Here is a 15,793-nt window from a genome sequence, read left to right as displayed (position 1 = left end):
GGTCGCGGAACCGGCAAGCATACCTCACCGGCTCGCGCGACGCTGCGCAACGGCCCCAATGGAATCAGGACCCTGCAGCCTTATACCCGTCACTCAGCGTTTTCATGAACGAGATGATGTCCTGAATGTCCTGATCCGTCATGGCCGGCTGATCCCCGAACTTGCGATCGAACGGCGCATCGGCAACGTCGACATTGGCGTGATACTGCGCCGGCAGATCGTTGTACTTCTGTACCTTGCCCGAAGCATCGCGCGGATAGATTTTCTCGGGCGCCGTGTTGCGCAGGTTGTAGAAGTCCATGACCTGCTTGAGGTCGTGATACACGCCGTTGTGGAAGTACACCTTGCGCTCGGCAACATTGCGCAGGGTTGGCGTCAGGAACATCCCGCAGTACTGCGTCTCCTTCTTCATGTCGTCACGGAACGGCCCGCACACGCCCATATCGAAGAACTTCGGATCCTTGTTGGCCGGAATGGCCGGATTCCGCGGCACGCCAAGCGCCTCGTACTGCGTGTCGGTGAACACCGGCGGCAAGCCATCCTTGCTGGGCTGGCTCAAGTGGCAACCCGCGCAATTAGCCTTGTCCTTATCGTTGAACAACTGCAAGCCATGCAATTCGGCGTGGGTCAGCCGCGCTTTACCTTCGAGCCAGTAATCGTACTTGCTGGTAAAAGCATGAAACGACTGATCTTCGGTTTGATACCGTCCCACTGCGAACATGGCTTCCGAGATCAGCAGGCTCGGATTGTTGACGATGCCCGCTCCGAAGATCTGTTTGAACTGGTCCAGATATTTGGTTTGCAGCAGCTTGCGCGCGACATCCTCTTGCGTCGCGTTGGCCATCTCCACTGGATTCATCAGCGGACCGATTGCCTGGATTTGCAGCGTATCGGCGCGGCCGTCCCAGAACAGGCCGCCCTGCGGCACCATCGCCGGCGCGGCGGGTGCGGCAAGCGCCGTCTTCTGTGCGCGCTGCACGCCGGCGGCCTGTGAGGCCAGTTGGGTCATATCGACGGGCACGTCCGTATCGCCCTGATCCGGCCCGATGCTGAATGGCGCCTGACGGTACAGATACGTCAGCGACGGCGGCGGCCGATAGCCGGCCTGATTCATGTGCGCGCCGCCGAGTTGAACCGGAAACGCGTTATCCGGCGCGTACGAATGCTGTGCCGAGTGGCACGACGCACACGACTGCGTACCCGAGGCCGACAACGTCTGGTCGTAGAAAATCTGTTTGCCGAGCAGCGCAACCGCGCTTAGCGGCGCGTCTTGCGGACGCATCAAATGAACCGGATTGGGATTCGCGCCGGTGATTTCCTCGACGATCGAACCCACTGCGGGCGGCATCCGTTCCGGGTAGACGAGCGCGTACGCGCAAACCACGGCGAGCGCGAGCACGATGCCGACGGCGCTCCACACGAGCAGCCTGAGCCAGGCGCGACGGGTAATGACGGGACCCGGCTCACCGCCGGCAGGCAGATGCGGGGGCAGCACGGCGTCTGAAGGATGATTCATGGCGGTAGTGACAAGTGATTCGATCAGGTGCGACCAAAAAGCAAATCGAGCCAGCACGTTTGCACTGGCTCGACGCCCAACTACAGCTTGATGTGTTTCGTGCTCTTCCTCGTGCTGCGTGTCGCGTCGTCATGCACGAGCCGCGCTCGTACATGACGTGACGGCAGTCGCACCGGAAGGGCAGTCCGCACGTTTGCGGGTCAGCTAGCCGGCGCCGCCGACAGCTTCGTGCCCAGGTTCTCGTCCAGGAACACTGTCGGATTGTTGCCCGAGCCCGAGAAGTTGAACATGTTCATGATGCTGCCTGCCGTTGCATCAAACGAACCACTGCCAATGCGTTGACCGCCGAGCCAGTTGTCTTCGATGAACCTGACCACAGACGCCTGGGTGATCGGCGTATCGTCGACGAAGTTGACCTTCGCCCACGGCGACACCACGATAAACGGCGTACGCGTACCCGGGCCGCAACGGCCGTTCACTGCGCCGCCATTCACGCCCTGCGGTTGCACCGCGCCCGTTGCCGTGCACTGACCCGTGCCGCTCAGGTTGTCGCTGCCGGCGATCGTTGCGCCGCCAGCGGATTGCGCCGTGGTCGAGTCGAACGACGCGCTCGTCGGCGCCTTGTAGCGGTGGTCGTACCAACCGTCCGAATCGTCGTAGGCGATGATCACGGCGGTGTTCTTCCAGTCAGGCTGTTGCTGCAGGAAGTTGATCACCTTCGTGACGAAAGCCTGCTCGTCGATCGGATCCGAGTTGCCCGGGTGGCCGTCGCCGACTGCCGGCGCCTTCAGGAAGCTCACCGACGGATAGTTGCCCGCCTTCACCGCAGTGAAGAAGTCGTCGGTGTCGTACTGGTGGTGAACCGGCGTTGCCGTGTTGTCGAGCGGGTCGGTCGCGCCGATCAGCGCCGTCGACGTCGGACGCGTGTGCTTCAGGTTGGCCGTGCTGGCGTAGTACTGGAACCACGCGTGATGCTGCACGTAGTCGGTCTTGGTCGCGTTCAGGACTTGCGAGAACGTCGAGCGTGCGCAACCGGTCGTGCCGTTGGCATTGGTGGTCGTCAGGTTGAAGCCGCCCATGAAGCCGCCCCACGTCAGGCCCTTCGCGTTGAGCAGGTCGCCGATGTTCCTGGACGTCATCGCGCCCGTCACCGTGCTGCCTGCCGCGATCGTGCAGACGTCGCCGGTCGGATCCAGGTCGCCGATCATCGTGAAGCCGCCGGCCGAGTCAGGAATCGCATTGGCCGAGGTTCCACCCGTCACCACGACACCGTTGTTCTGGCCGGAGACGACTTCAAGTGCGCCAGGCGTCGACGGACCGTACGTGTCCGTGTACGCATTCTGGTTCATCGCAAAGTTCTGAGCGTAGTTCCACATCGCCGTGACCGTGTTGCCGTCGAAGTAACCGAGCACCTGGCCCTTCGTGGCGAACGCGCCGGTGCTGCCGGCGATCGTCGAACCTGCCGCCGTGAACAGCGGGAACGAGTCCATCGCACCGTTGTTATACGCGAGCTGTTCCGCGGCATACGCGTGGTTCTGGCTCGACGTATTGGCTTGCGAACGATCGAGACGGAACGGCAGCAGGTCGGCGGCCGGCAGGCCGAGACCCGCGATCGTCACGGAACCCACCGTGCGGCCCGCCGTGTTCGGCGAGGTCGACAGCGCGTTCGGGTTCGCGGTGATCAGGTTGTTGGTGCTGAGGTTGTTGACCGACGGCGTGCCTGCGGCTGCGGTGAATTGCGGCTCGCCGACCGGGTTGTTGGCCTGCGGGTAGGTTGCGAAGTAGTGGTCGAACGAGACGTTCTCGCCGAAGATCACCACCACGTGTTTGATCGGCGTGGCTGTCGTGACGGCATCCTGCGCGGACACCGTGACTGTCGGTGTCGATGCAGCCGGCGGCGCGGACGCCGTCGAACTCACGCTATTGTTGCCGCAAGCAGCGAGCGTAAGCATCGCGGCCAACGGGATGGGTAAGAGGGTTCTACGGAACATGTGACTGGCTCCAGATTCGACTTCGCCGTTCAGCGTTTCCAGGTAATGCACGTGTGGATGTTCGCTGGGGATATTGTTAGAAATACAGCTGAGGGTCTTACCGCTAGAAACTGGCCGCATTGAAACACCCGCTGATTAAGATTTGAGGGCGCGAACATTACGCCACCTATCGGTTGCCATTCATTTCGATAACTTTTGCTGTCGTTCCGCTTGCGCGGGCCCTGGATGGGAAGGCTGTTGCGGTCTCCATGATTCGCGTGCAGCGGCGCGTTTCTTTCAGCGCCATTCAGAGCGACGGAGAACGACGGATTTTCGCGGCTGCGGCGTTCAAGAAGAAACGCAGCCGCTTCTGGCTTCGGCTCTTATGGGAGAAATCCAACATGACATCGACCAAACCGGTCCGCCCTCTGACTTCCGTGCTCGCTGCGGCGATTACGTGCGCTGCCGCTTTGACGGCGGCGCCTGCCTTTGCGCAGGCGGTGATCGTCGCGCCGATGGCGCCGCCACCGCCGCGCGTCGAAGTGATGCCAGCGCCGCGTTCGGGTTACGTCTGGGATCAGGGCCGCTGGCGTTGGGAGCACGGCCGTTATGTGTGGGTGCCCGGCCACTGGCAGCCGGTGCGTGTCGGCTATCGCTGGGTGCCGGGGCATTGGGTGCAGCGCGGACCAAACTGGCGTTGGGTCGAAGGGCATTGGGCCTGAACGTTGAGCGCCATGGTGCTCTTTGGCTCGCTTTGGAGCCGCATGCCTTGAGCGAACGCGATCCCGATGCGGAATTGCTCGAGGGGGTGGCCCGGCAAGACCCGGCCGCCGTCCGCTCGCTCGTCGCGCGCAAGCTGCCGCGTCTGCTCGCGCTCGCCACGCGCATGCTGGGAGACCGCATGGAAGCGGAAGACGTGGCGCAGGAGGTCTTCGTGCGAATCTGGAAACAGGCTTCGCGCTGGCGCGAAGGCGAGGCGAAGGTCGATACCTGGGTCCATCGTGTCGCGCTCAATCTTTGCTACGACCGTCTGCGCGGCCGCCGCGAAGTCCCGCAAGACGACATGCCTGACGAGATCGACCCCGCTGCGCTGCCCGACGCCGCGCTCGAAGCGCGCGCCCAGGACGAGCGCGTTCGCGAGGCGCTCGCCGCATTGCCGGCACGACAGCGCGAGGCGCTGGTGCTGAATTACTACCAGGAGATGTCGAACATCGACGCTGCCGCCCTGATGGGCATCACGGTCGATGCGCTGGAAAGTCTGCTGGCACGTGCGCGCCGCAATCTGCGCGCCCAACTGGCCGGCAGCGGCCTTAGCAAGGACAAGTCATGACGCCCGAAAGATTCCATCAGATCGTCGAAGCCTACGGCGCCGATCCGCGCCGCTGGCCGCAACAGGAACGCGCAGCGGCAGAGGCATGGGCCGCAACGCATCGTGCCGAGGCCGACGTGTTGCTGGCCGACGCGGCCGGCATCGATGCCTTGCTGGCCGCCGACAAGGTCGATCCGCCTCGCGCGGCCTTGCAGCGGCGCATCATCGGCAGCGCGCCGGGACGGCGGCCGAGCGCACCACGCCGGAAATTGTGGTGGTCGGGTGCGGCGGTGGCAGGCGTCGGCGTGCTGGGCGGCGTGGCCGGCGCCTTTGCGGTCTCGTTCTTCGTTTTGACGGGGACGGTTCCGCAAGTACACGAGTCTTCTTATCTAACTTCGAGCTTCGGTGGTTCGTCCGCCGATTGGAGCGGCGAATGAACGGCCGGTCATGGAAAATCGTGCTGGTGGCTTCGCTGGTGCTCAACGTATTTCTGCTGGGCGCGATTGTCGGAGGTGCTTATCAATGGTTTGCGGCGCATGGCGCGACCACCACGGTGCTGGCGCAGCAGCGCACGGCGCTGCGCTTTGCCGCCGAAACGCTGCCGGCCGAGCGTCAGAAGGCTTTCATCGACGGCCTGAAGAATGCGCGCCGCGAGGGCCGGCAATATGCCCGCGATGGCCGCGAAGGGCGTCATGAAGTATTGCGCCTGCTCGCCGCGCCGCAGTTCGATCGCGCGGCACTGGACGCAGCGCTGGCCCGCACGCGTGAGGCCGACAGCAGCTTGCGCGCGCAAGTGGAAGGCAGTGTGGCGGACTTTGCGGCGACGCTGTCGCCTGAGGAGCGCGTGGCATTCGCCGACAGCCTGAAGCTGCGCGGACAATGGCGTGAACCGCAGCCGGCCGCCAATGCGAACAAGCCACCGAAGCCGGCCGCAAGTGAACCTTCGAGTGAAGCGTCGGGAGAATAAAAAATTCTGAACGGCCGCGACGGATCAGAGCGTGACGGTCGTTTAAAGAAATATCCAACGCCGAAGAGGATGGTATGGCCACATCACCGAACCTGAATGCCGCGGCGATTGCGCTGAATCGCTTCGGCCTCGGCGCGCGGGCCGACGATACGCCGCCCGCCGACCCGAAGGGATGGCTGCTCGCGCAGTTCGAGCAGTATCAGCCGCGGCCTGCCGCGTGGGCGAGCCAGCCTGATTCGGTGGCGCTGTCGGGCGAGCTCGTACAACAGCGCATGCAGCTGAATCAACTGAATCGGCAGACCCAGCAGAACGTCAGCGAAGGCGTGGCCGCCAGTCAGACGAACGCGCAGGTCAGCATGCAAACCAATGGGCCGGCCAACCCGCAAACCATCGGGCAGGGCGCATCAGAACCCGCTGCACAAACTGCTAAGCAAGCCGAACGAAAAGCGCTGCGAGGCGAAATTCTCGACATGTACCGTTCCGCGGTGAACGCGCGGGTCGCAAGCGCGCTGACTACGCAGACGCCTTTCGTCGAGCGGCTGGTTCATTTCTGGGCGAACCACTTCGCGGTGTCGACGGAAAAGCCCGCCGTCGCGGCGCTGGCCGGTTCATTCGAAGCGGAAGCGATCCGCCCGCACGTGCTTGGCCGTTTCGAAGACATGCTGGTCGCCGTCGAACGTCATCCGGCCATGCAGTTGTTTCTCGATCAGACGCGTTCGGTTGGACCGGACAGCATGGCAGCCATGCGCGCAGCGGAGCGCAATCCGAACGTCAAACGCGGTCTGAATGAGAACCTGGCGCGCGAAATCATGGAGCTGCACACGCTCGGCGTGCGCAGCGGCTATAGCCAGGGCGACGTCACGGAATTCGCCCGTGCGCTGACCGGCTGGAGCCTCGCCGGCAACCCCGGCAATCCCGGCAACCCGCGCGGGCAGGGGCTGCAGACGAACGCCGCGCCAGGCACTTTCGTGTTTCGCGTCGCGCTGCACGAGCCGGGTTCGCGCACCATCATGGGCCGCCGCTACGACCAGCCGGGAGAAGAGCAGGCGCTGGCGATACTGCACGACCTCGCAAGCTCGCCCGCGACGGCGCAGCACATTGGCGGCAAGCTTGCCCGTCACTTCGTCGCGGACAATCCGCCACCGGCGGTGAGCGAGCGATTGGCGAGTGCATTCGCGCGCAGCGGCGGCGATCTGCCGACCGTGTACCGGACGCTGCTCGACATGCCGCAGGCATGGTCCCCGGCTGCGGTGAAGTTCAAAACGCCGTGGGAATGGACCATTTCTTCGATGCGCGGACTCGGCTGGCAGGACATCGGCACCATGCAGACCGCCCCCATCCTGACGCAACTCGGTCAGCCTGTATGGCGCCCAGGTTCGCCCGCCGGCTACGACGACATTGCCGCGAGCTGGGCGGCGCCCGATGCGCTCGTGCGCCGTGTCGAAGTGGCGCAGCGTTTCGCGTCGCGGGTCGGCGACCGGCTCGATGCGCGCTCGCTCGGCCAGACCTTGCTGGCCGGCTCGCTCAGTGCGCCGACTGCCACCGCCGTATCGCGTGCCGAAAGCGCATCGACCGCGATCGCGCTGCTGCTGGTCTCGCCGGATTTTCAACGGAGATGAACGCCATGTTTTCACGCCGCAAATTTCTCAGCATTGCCGCTGCCGGCGCGGGCGCGATTCTCGTGTCGTCACGGATCGCGTTTGCCAGCGTCGCAACGGATCGTCGCTTCGTGTTCGTGATCCAGCGCGGTGCAGCCGATGGCCTGAACATCGTCGTGCCGTACGCCGAACCCGCCTACGCGACATTGCGCGGTGCGCTTGCGATCGATGCGTCCAAAGCGACCCGCCTCGACGGCACGTTCGCGCTGCATCCTTCAATGGTGCAGACCGCCGCGATGTATGCGGATCACCAGGCGCTGTTCGTGCACGCAGTAGCCTCACCGTATCGCGACCGCTCGCACTTCGACGGGCAGAACGTGCTGGAGACCGGTGGCACCTCGCCGTATCAGATGAAGGACGGCTGGCTTAACCGGCTGGTCGCATCGATGCCCGCCACGCGCGAGAACGCGATCGCCTTCGCGCCGACCGTGCCGATGGCGCTGCGCGGCGGCGCGGCGGTGACCTCGTACGCGCCCTCGGGGTTGCCGCAGGCGCCCGACGATCTGCTCATGCGGGTCTCGCAGTTGTACGACCAGGATGCGCAATTGCGCCCGCTATGGGAGTCGGCCATGACCGCGCGCGGACTCGCGGGCGACGCCGGAGCGCGTCAGGACCCGGCGAGCCTCGGCAAGCTCGCCGCCGGTTTTCTGTCACGCGACGATGGTCCGCGAATTGCGATGATCGAAACCGGTGGCTGGGACACCCACACGGCGCAAAACGCACGCCTCGCCAATCAGCTGAAAGCGCTTGACACGATGCTGGCCGCGTTGCGTGACGGCATGGGGCCGTTGTGGAGCAAGACTACCGTGGTAGTGGCAACCGAGTTCGGCAGAACCGTCGCCGCCAATGGCACGGGCGGCACCGATCATGGCACCGGCTCGGTGGCGATGATGCTGGGTGGCGCGGTGGCGGGCGGACGTGTGCTCGCCGACTGGCCTGGCCTGAAACCGGGCGACCTTTACGAAGCGCGCGACCTCAAGCCGACGATGTCGCTGGATGCGTTGCTCGCCGGCGCCGCAAGCGAAAGCCTCGGACTCGATCCGCAGCGTACCGCCGCTAGATTGTTTGGCCAGACCGCAGGCATGCACCCAATGACAGGGCTCGTGCGTGCATAAGCCGAAAACCGCCAGAACGACAGACAGCGCCGCAAATTGGCTCTTGCGGCGCTACCCATCGTCACTACCCGGCTTTCGTTAATCGTCAATCGTCAGACGCGATCAACCCCCGCCGCCGCCCTGCGTGCCGAGCGTCAGCTTGTTGTTCACCGAGGTCACGCCTGAAACACCCTTGGCTATTTCCTCAGCTTGTGGGATTTGCGCGCCATCGGGCACCGTGCCAGTCAACGTCACCGCGCCGCCGCGCGCCCGGACAAACACGTTCGACACGTCAAAACCCTGTGCCTTGCCCAAAGCCTTGCGCACGGCCAGACCCAACTTGCGGTCCGTGCTCTTCATCGCTTTCGAATTCGGAGCCGGCGCCGCCATGGTGCCAGACGCCATCGCGTCGCTCGATTGGGCATAGGCGCTGGACGCAGTCGCCACACACAATGCGATGCCGAGCGCCTTCAATAGATTGACTGTTTTCACGTTTTCTCCATTCCTCGAAAAGTTGATTTCGCATCGTTGCATGCAAAAAACATGCGCCTGCAAGCACTTTTCCGCCCGCGTGGGGCCTCCGGTCTTGTAGAAGAGTGACGTCGTGAAGCTCCCGGCGCGCTTAAACAATACTCCAGCAAACGCGCGAGCGTTGAAAAAACTGACCTGGCCGCCTGTCGCCCGATTCGCCTATCATGACGGCTTCGATCATCCAGGGCGTACTGCAGATGTCTGATGGCGTACAGGAACAACTACACGAAACACGCACGGAAGCCGCTGCATCGTCGATCGATTATGGCTTGTGGGCACTGACCTTCAGCTATGTACTGAGTCAGTTTTTCCGTAGTTATATCGCCGTGATTTCCACCCAGCTGATCGGCGATTATCATTTCTCGCCGCAGATGTTCGGCTGGTTCGCGGGCTCGTTCTTCCTCGTGTTCGCCATCGCGCAACTGCCGGTCGGTGTCATGTTCGACCGCTACGGCGTGCGCGGCCCGACCGCGTTGTTGATGGGCATCGGCGCTGCATGCGCCGGCATTCTTTCGATGACGACGAACGCAACCGTGGCGCTCGTCGCGCAAGCCGGCATCGGACTGGGTTGCGCGCCGATCTTTATGGGGTTGCTCAACTACGTGCTGCATTCCGGCCACGGCACGCGCAATGTGCGTGCTGTCACGACGGCGAGTGCGATCGGCATGGCGGGCGCATTGCTGGCCGCGTTTCCGCTGAGCCGAGCGACGGCCAGCTTCGGCTGGCGGCCGGTCATGGTTACCGCTGCGCTGGCTATGCTATGCGCGACGCTTGGCGTCGTATGTTTCGTGCGCCGGCGCGATGCGGCCGCGCATGAGCAAAGCCTCGCTGCATCGCAACACGCGGCAGGCGGGGTCAAACGGCGCACCGGTTTCTGGACCTTGATGCCGGCCTGCCTCGCGCTTTCGGTCGGCAGCACGTTCCGTACGTCATGGGGTGGGCCGTATCTCGCCGACGTGTACGGCTTCGACGTCCTCGCGCGCGGCAATGCGATGACCGTCACCAGCGTGATCGGGATCGCCGCATCTTTCTGTATTCCGGTGGTCGTGCGGTTCTGCGCGCCCAAGCTTATCTCGTTGCTGTGGCTGATTGCCGGCGTGCTGGCGGCACTGGTGCTCGCGGTCAGCCCGGACGGCAACTGGGGCGTCAGTGTCGCGTTGATCTGCGTGTTGTTCTCGGTCGGCTCGATCCATCCGCTCGTGATGTCGCAAGCGCGCGCCATCATTGCACCGCGCCGGCTCGGTCTCGGTCTGGGCCTGCTCAATAGCCTCGTTTTTCTCGGCGTGGCGCTGACCAGCAGTTGTTTCGGCTGGATCGCGGGTGTCGCAAAACAGGCGCATCTATCGAACGCGGGGATCTATTCGGGGCTGTTCTCCGTGACCGTCGTGCCGCTTGCGATCGGCGCCGTCATTTATTTCTTCAGCCCGGTGGTTGCTGCGCCGAAAGAAGAAGTCTGAGCGGTTTTTTGCATTTGTCTATAATTCCGCAGCCCGGATCACCCCCGTTCCGGACTATGGTTTGTCCTTCAGATGGTGCCGTTTCGCGGGAGCGCGTTTCATTTTGAGCAAAACCAATCACAGCCCGGTCGATCATCCGGTCGAGGACCCGAGCGCGGGAGACGGTGAGCAGACACCCGCTACATCCGCCGGCGCGAATTCGGTTCTCGCGAGCCGGACGGCGCACGAGGCGCACAAGGACGACCGGCATTTTGTCACGGCACTCGCGCGCGGGCTCGAGGTGCTGGCGTGTTTTCGCTCAGGCGACAAATCGCTGAGCAATCAGGAACTCGCATTGCGCTGCAAGCTGCCGAAATCGACCGTATCGCGTCTGACTCACACGCTGACGCTGCTCGGCTATCTGATTCATTTGAAAGAGAGCGGCAAGTACCGGCTCGGCACGGCTTCGCTCGCGCTGGGCAGCGCGATGCTGGCGCGGCTCGATGTCCGCAAGATTGCCCGGCCGGTGATGCAGGAATTGGCCGATATCGTCGGCGCAACTGTGTCGTTGGGTACGCGCGACCGGCTCTCGATGATCTACGTGGAAAATTGCCGGGCCTCGGTGGCGCTCACGCTGACGCTGGAAGTCGGTTCGCGTATTCCGGTCGCCACGTCGGCGATTGGCCGCGCGTGGCTCGCGGCGATCCCTGAACACGACCGTCTCAGCTTTATGGAGCAGGTGCGTGAGCTCGATCACGTCCAGTGGCCGAAAACCCGCCGCGGCATCGAGAATGCGCTCGAAGATTACCGCACGCTCGGCGTGACGACTTCGTTCGGGGACTGGCAGAAAGAGGTGAACGGCATCGCGCGTGCTTTCCAGCCGGGTGGCGAGCTGCCGATCATGGCGATCAATGTCGGCGGACCTTCGTTCAAACTCTCCAAAGAGTTCCTGCTCGAAGAAGTGCGGCCGCGTCTGATCGACGTGGTGACGCAGCTGGAAGTCGCGTTGTCGCATTGAGCGGAGTCAGGCGGTATCAAGCGGCGTCGATAGCCGCATCGAACGCCGCGTTGAAGCCGCACTGAGCGGCAGCGTTTAGAACCACTGAGGCGCCATGCTGAGCGTCGTATCGTCGAGACTGCGCAGCGTGGCAAGCATCAGCGAGACGCGCGGCAATTCCCAATGGAAGAACCACTGGCACGCATGCAGCTTGCCGCGATAGAAGTCACGGTCGGCTTCACTCTTCGCTTCAGGTAACGCGGCGCTCGCAACGATCGCCTGCCGCAACCACGTCCACGCAATCACGATATGCCCGAACGCTTCGAGAAAAGCATTCGCGTTGGCGAGCGCACGTTCGCTTTCGCTGACGAGCGTGGGCAATAACGCTTCAACCGTGCCGGTCAATTCGCTCCATGCCTGGACGAGTGAATCGGCATACGCTTGCAGTGCCGGATGAGCGCGAGCCGATTCGACGCTGCGCTGTATTTCACGCCCTAACAGCTTAAGCGCCGCACCCTGTTTCATCACGACTTTGCGGCCGAGTAGATCGATGGCCTGAATACCGTGTGTGCCTTCGTGAATCATGTTCAGGCGATTGTCGCGATAGAACTGTTCGACCGGATATTCGCGCGTATAGCCGTAACCGCCGTGAATCTGGATCGCCAGACTATTCGCTTCGAGGCACCACTGCGAGGGCCACGACTTCACCACCGGCGTCAGCAGATCGAGCAGCAGGCCCGCTTCGGTGCGTGCAGTGTCGTTCTCACCGGTGTTCTGTTCGTCGACGAGGCGCGCCGCGTACAGGCACAGCGCGTACGCGCCTTCCACATAGGCTTTTTGTGCGAGGAGCATGCGGCGGACGTCGGCGTGTTCGATCAACGGCAATTGCGGATCGAGCGGATTCTTGTTATCCGGGCGACGTCCTTGCGGCCGTTCGCGTGCGTAATCGAGCGACGCCAGATAGCCGCGATAGCCGAGCATGACCGCGCCGAGACCGACGCCGATGCGTGCCTCGTTCATCATGTGGAACATATACGCGAGGCCGTGATGCGGTTCGCCCACCAGTTCACCAATGCATTCGCCGCGTTCGCCGAACGAGAGCATCGTCGACGTCGTGCCACGCCAGCCCATCTTGTGAATCAAGCCCGCGAGCGCGACGTCGTTGCGCGCACCGCGGCTGCCGTCGTCATTCACATGGAATTTCGGCACTGTGAAGAGCGAGATGCCTTTGACGCCTGGGGGGCCGCCGGGAATGCGCGCCAGCACCAGGTGAACGATGTTCTCGCTCAGCTCGTGATCGCCGCCCGAAATGAAAATCTTGTTGCCGCGGATCGAATAGGTGCCGTCTTCGTTAGGCGTCGCACTGGTGACGAGGTCCGAGAGGCTCGAGCCCGCTTGCGGCTCGGTCAGCGCCATGGTGCCGAACGCGCGGCCTTCGAATAGGGCCTGCAGATACTTGCGCTTTTGCGCCGCGCTGCCGAAGCGCTCGATCACGTTCGCATTCGCCGTGGTCAGCATCGCGTAAGACGAGGTGGCGATGTTGGCGCTCTTGAAGAGCGACAGGCATGCAAAGGAAATCACCGAGGGCAACTGCATGCCGCCCCATTCGTAATCTTTGCCTGCAGCAAGAAAACCGGCAGAGCGGAACGCGTCGAGTGCGTCTTTGACCTCGGTGAGGATCGTGACGCGTTGACCGTCGAATTGCGGTTCTTGCTCGTCCGAAAGACGGTTGTGCGGCGCGAACTTTTCGGCGGCGACCGCATGAGCGGTTTCGAGCGCCGCATTGAAGGTCTCGCGAGTGTGGTCGGCGTGGCGTGCGCGCTGCGTGAGCGTCTCGGCCTCGAGCACTTCGAACAACTGGAATTCCAGATCACGCGAGTTGATGATCAGCGCATCTTGCATGGGAGAAGACCCGTCCAAAGGTGAGCCGCTATGCAGAACAACTACGCGACAAGCGCGGAAACCCACGAAATCGCATAGACGCGGCTCGATTGAAAAGTGCGGTATTCGGGTAAGTCCCGATGACCGGCCCATCGACGATGCGTGTCAGTTTAAATCAAAAGTGAATGAGCGTGCTTTTATTTACAGGCTGAATTTCGGCACGTATGATGGTCAGCAAATCTGGAATAGAAGTCTGCATAGCAGAACAACTTGGAGGAGCGTCGTAATGTCTGTGAAAGACCTGTTTCAACTGGACGGCAAGGTTGCACTGATCACCGGAGGCTCGCGCGGGCTGGGCCTGCAAATGGCCGAGGCATTGGGAGAGATGGGCTGCCGCGTGGCGATCACCGCGCGTAAGGCCAATGAGCTCGCCGAAGCGAAAACGCATCTGCAAAGCCGGGGTATCGAGGTGCAGACCATCGTCAACGATTTGCAGCGCTTCGAGGGTATCCCCGGTCTCGTGGATGAAGTGCTCGGCCTGCATGGCAGCATCGACATTCTAGTGAACAACGCAGGCGCGACGTGGGGCGCACCGGCCGAAGATTACCCCGATGAAGCGTGGCACAAGGTGATGAACCTGAATGTTCATGCGCCGTTTTTCGTCGCTCGTGAAGTCGGCAAGCGGAGCATGATTCCGCAGCGTGCGGGCAAGATTATCAACATCGCGTCGGTGGCGGGGTTGAAGGGTTCGCCGCCGGGCATGAACACGATTGCGTACAACACCTCCAAGGCTGCGGCGATCAATTTCACGCGGGCGCTTGCGGCGGAATGGGGCAAGTACAACATCAACGTCAACGCAATCTGCCCGGGATTTTTCCCGTCGAAGATGTCGGCGGGCTTGCTCGACAAACTCGAAGACACCGTCATTTCGCACACGCCGTTGCAGCGCCTCGGCGGTGATGAGGATCTCAAAGGCCCGGTCGTGTTCCTCGCGAGTGAAGCGTCGCGTCATATCACGGGCCAGTATTTTGCGGTGGATGGCGGCTCGATCATTGTCTGATTGAGTGGCCTTCAGACGCAGCGCGCAGGCAACGGCGCGCTGCGTCTACGTATAGAAACAGCTTTGCATGGGACCGGAGTAAGCGCTAAAGCGCCAACTCCGGTCGACAGGAGACGCCGCATGAATTTTCAGCACTCGGACAAGGTCAAGAGTTTGCAGCAGCGCCTGAACGCTTTCATGGACGAGCACGTCTATCCAGCGGAGGCGGTCTTCGAAGCGCAGATGGACGCCGCGCGTGAATCCGGCAACCGGTGGAAGCCCGCACCGGTCATCGAGGAATTGAAACAGAAAGCGAAAGCCGTGGGTTTGTGGAACCTGTTCCTGCCCGAGTCGAAATACGGCGCGGGGCTCACCAACCTCGAATACGCACCGCTGTGCGAAATCATGGGGCGCTCGCATATCGGCGCGGAGCCGTTCAACTGCTCGGCGCCGGACACCGGCAACATGGAAACGCTGGTGCGTTACGCAACACCGGAGCAGCAACAACAATGGCTGCTGCCACTGCTCGACGGCTCGATCCGCTCGGCCTTTGCGATGACGGAGCCGGAAGTGGCGTCGTCAGACGCAACCAATATCGAGGCGCGCATTGAACGCGACGGGAACGATTACATTCTGAACGGCCGCAAATGGTGGACCTCGGGCGCGAACGATCCGCGCTGCAAGGTTCTCATCTTTATGGGCAAGTCCAGCCCGGACCACACCAACCGGCATCAGCAGCAGTCGATGATTCTGGTGCCGATCGACACGCCGGGCGTGAGAGTACTGCGTCATCTGCCGGTATTCGGCTATGACGACGCCCCGCATGGTCACGCCGAAATCTCCTTTGAAAATGTACGTGTGCCGGCCAGCAACATGCTGCTCGGCGAGGGCCGCGGCTTCGAGATCGCGCAAGGGCGGCTCGGACCCGGCCGTATTCACCACTGCATGCGTTTGATCGGACGCGCCGAGCGCGCGCTCGAAGCGATGTGCCGCCGCTCGCTGGAACGCGTAGCGTTTGGCAAACCGATCGCGGACCAGGGCGTCACCCGCGAGCGGATCGCGAACGCACGCATCATGATCGACCAGACGCGGTTTCTGGTGCTGAACGCCGCGCACAAGATGGACACGGTCGGCAACAAGGACGCGCGTCAGGAGATCGCCATGATCAAGGTGGCTGCGCCCAGCATGGCATGCCAGGTGATCGACTGGGCGATGCAGGTGCATGGTGGCGGCGCGGTCAGCGACGACTTCGGCCTCGCTCGCGCGTATGCGAGTTCGCGCACGCTGCGTTTCGCGGACGGCCCTGACGAAGTGCACCGTAACGCCATTGCGAAGATGGAGCTTGGACGTCATCTCGGGCATTCATCAAGCAACTGAGTCCCTTGATTGCCATGA

At 62.8% G+C, this 15,793-nt stretch carries 14 protein-coding genes; 10 read left to right on the top strand and 4 right to left on the bottom strand.

Annotated features, from left to right (window positions below):
• Positions 1 to 64: 64 nt before the first annotated feature.
• Together BM438_RS35730 and BM438_RS35725 are read right to left on the bottom strand one after the other, a co-directional pair.
• Positions 65 to 1,516 (bottom strand): cytochrome-c peroxidase, encoded by a 1,452-nt coding sequence (locus tag BM438_RS35730; protein ID WP_093644515.1) that lies wholly within the window; start codon positions 1,514 to 1,516, stop codon positions 65 to 67.
• A 200-nt stretch (positions 1,517 to 1,716) separates the two neighbouring features.
• Positions 1,717 to 3,507, bottom strand: a complete 1,791-nt coding sequence (locus BM438_RS35725; protein ID WP_093644513.1) for a phospholipase C — start codon at positions 3,505 to 3,507, stop codon at positions 1,717 to 1,719.
• Between the two features lie 380 nt (positions 3,508 to 3,887).
• Here BM438_RS35725 and BM438_RS35720 point away from each other — a divergent pair, with 380 nt between their 5' ends.
• From BM438_RS35720 to BM438_RS35695, 6 genes are all read left to right on the top strand, one after another.
• On the top strand, positions 3,888 to 4,208 hold the full coding sequence (locus BM438_RS35720; protein ID WP_093644580.1) for a YXWGXW repeat-containing protein: 321 nt from the start codon (positions 3,888 to 3,890) through the stop codon (positions 4,206 to 4,208).
• Between the two features lie 47 nt (positions 4,209 to 4,255).
• The gene (locus BM438_RS35715) at positions 4,256 to 4,816 is read left to right on the top strand and encodes an RNA polymerase sigma factor (RefSeq protein ID WP_093644578.1); all 561 of its coding nucleotides are present in this window, start codon (positions 4,256 to 4,258) and stop codon (positions 4,814 to 4,816) included.
• Complete coding sequence (locus BM438_RS35710) at positions 4,813 to 5,232, top strand: hypothetical protein (protein WP_093644511.1); 420 nt, start codon at positions 4,813 to 4,815, stop codon at positions 5,230 to 5,232. The genes BM438_RS35715 and BM438_RS35710 overlap by 4 nt, the downstream gene beginning before the upstream one ends.
• Positions 5,229 to 5,762 carry a periplasmic heavy metal sensor gene (locus BM438_RS35705; RefSeq protein ID WP_093644509.1) on the top strand — a complete coding sequence of 178 codons (534 nt, stop codon included), beginning with the start codon at positions 5,229 to 5,231 and terminating at the stop codon, positions 5,760 to 5,762. Before BM438_RS35710 ends, BM438_RS35705 begins: the two co-directional genes overlap by 4 nt.
• Positions 5,763 to 5,836: 74 nt before the next feature.
• Positions 5,837 to 7,381 carry a DUF1800 domain-containing protein gene (locus tag BM438_RS35700; protein ID WP_093644507.1) on the top strand — a complete coding sequence of 515 codons (1,545 nt, stop codon included), beginning with the start codon at positions 5,837 to 5,839 and terminating at the stop codon, positions 7,379 to 7,381.
• 5 nt (positions 7,382 to 7,386) lie between these two features.
• Positions 7,387 to 8,535, top strand: a complete 1,149-nt coding sequence (locus BM438_RS35695) for a DUF1501 domain-containing protein (RefSeq protein ID WP_093644576.1) — start codon at positions 7,387 to 7,389, stop codon at positions 8,533 to 8,535.
• 102 nt (positions 8,536 to 8,637) lie between these two features.
• On the opposite strand, the gene BM438_RS35690 is transcribed toward BM438_RS35695, so the two are convergent.
• Positions 8,638 to 9,006, bottom strand: coding sequence for a BON domain-containing protein (locus BM438_RS35690; protein ID WP_093644505.1), 369 nt, complete (start codon positions 9,004 to 9,006; stop codon positions 8,638 to 8,640).
• Between the two features lie 203 nt (positions 9,007 to 9,209).
• Here BM438_RS35690 and BM438_RS35685 point away from each other — a divergent pair, with 203 nt between their 5' ends.
• Both BM438_RS35685 and BM438_RS35680 read left to right on the top strand, forming a co-directional pair.
• A complete protein-coding gene (locus tag BM438_RS35685) occupies positions 9,210 to 10,502 on the top strand; it encodes an MFS transporter (protein WP_093644503.1) in 1,293 nt (430 codons plus the stop codon).
• 103 nt (positions 10,503 to 10,605) lie between these two features.
• Positions 10,606 to 11,499, top strand: a complete 894-nt coding sequence (locus BM438_RS35680; protein ID WP_093644501.1) for an IclR family transcriptional regulator — start codon at positions 10,606 to 10,608, stop codon at positions 11,497 to 11,499.
• Between the two features lie 75 nt (positions 11,500 to 11,574).
• On the opposite strand, the gene BM438_RS35675 is transcribed toward BM438_RS35680, so the two are convergent.
• A complete protein-coding gene (locus tag BM438_RS35675; RefSeq protein ID WP_093644499.1) occupies positions 11,575 to 13,380 on the bottom strand; it encodes an acyl-CoA dehydrogenase in 1,806 nt (601 codons plus the stop codon).
• Between the two features lie 265 nt (positions 13,381 to 13,645).
• Between BM438_RS35675 and BM438_RS35670 the strand changes: the two genes are divergently transcribed.
• Together BM438_RS35670 and BM438_RS35665 are read left to right on the top strand one after the other, a co-directional pair.
• On the top strand, positions 13,646 to 14,419 hold the full coding sequence (locus BM438_RS35670) for an SDR family oxidoreductase (protein WP_093644497.1): 774 nt from the start codon (positions 13,646 to 13,648) through the stop codon (positions 14,417 to 14,419).
• Positions 14,420 to 14,539: 120 nt separating this feature from the next.
• Positions 14,540 to 15,775 carry an acyl-CoA dehydrogenase family protein gene (locus BM438_RS35665; RefSeq protein ID WP_093644495.1) on the top strand — a complete coding sequence of 412 codons (1,236 nt, stop codon included), beginning with the start codon at positions 14,540 to 14,542 and terminating at the stop codon, positions 15,773 to 15,775.
• Positions 15,776 to 15,793: the final 18 nt, after the last annotated feature.

The sequence above is a fragment of the Paraburkholderia aspalathi genome, assembly GCF_900116445.1.
Lineage (GTDB): Bacteria > Pseudomonadota > Gammaproteobacteria > Burkholderiales > Burkholderiaceae > Paraburkholderia > Paraburkholderia aspalathi.
The sequence above is the reverse complement of the archived record's forward strand: the minus strand, read 5'-3'. Positions and strand labels throughout refer to the sequence as shown.

What these genes read in the sequence shown, in the direction of transcription:
- BM438_RS35730 (WP_093644515.1), bottom strand. Translation starts at nt 1,516, where the DNA reads ATGAATCATCCTTCAGACGCCGTGCTGCCCCCGCATCTGCCTGCCGGC.
- BM438_RS35725 (WP_093644513.1), bottom strand. Translation starts at nt 3,507, where the DNA reads ATGTTCCGTAGAACCCTCTTACCCATCCCGTTGGCCGCGATGCTTACG.
- BM438_RS35720 (WP_093644580.1), top strand. Translation starts at nt 3,888, where the DNA reads ATGACATCGACCAAACCGGTCCGCCCTCTGACTTCCGTGCTCGCTGCG.
- BM438_RS35710 (WP_093644511.1), top strand. Translation starts at nt 4,813, where the DNA reads ATGACGCCCGAAAGATTCCATCAGATCGTCGAAGCCTACGGCGCCGAT.
- BM438_RS35705 (WP_093644509.1), top strand. Translation starts at nt 5,229, where the DNA reads ATGAACGGCCGGTCATGGAAAATCGTGCTGGTGGCTTCGCTGGTGCTC.
- BM438_RS35700 (WP_093644507.1), top strand. Translation starts at nt 5,837, where the DNA reads ATGGCCACATCACCGAACCTGAATGCCGCGGCGATTGCGCTGAATCGC.
- BM438_RS35695 (WP_093644576.1), top strand. Translation starts at nt 7,387, where the DNA reads ATGTTTTCACGCCGCAAATTTCTCAGCATTGCCGCTGCCGGCGCGGGC.
- BM438_RS35685 (WP_093644503.1), top strand. Translation starts at nt 9,210, where the DNA reads ATGACGGCTTCGATCATCCAGGGCGTACTGCAGATGTCTGATGGCGTA.
- BM438_RS35675 (WP_093644499.1), bottom strand. Translation starts at nt 13,380, where the DNA reads ATGCAAGATGCGCTGATCATCAACTCGCGTGATCTGGAATTCCAGTTG.
- BM438_RS35670 (WP_093644497.1), top strand. Translation starts at nt 13,646, where the DNA reads ATGTCTGTGAAAGACCTGTTTCAACTGGACGGCAAGGTTGCACTGATC.
- BM438_RS35665 (WP_093644495.1), top strand. Translation starts at nt 14,540, where the DNA reads ATGAATTTTCAGCACTCGGACAAGGTCAAGAGTTTGCAGCAGCGCCTG.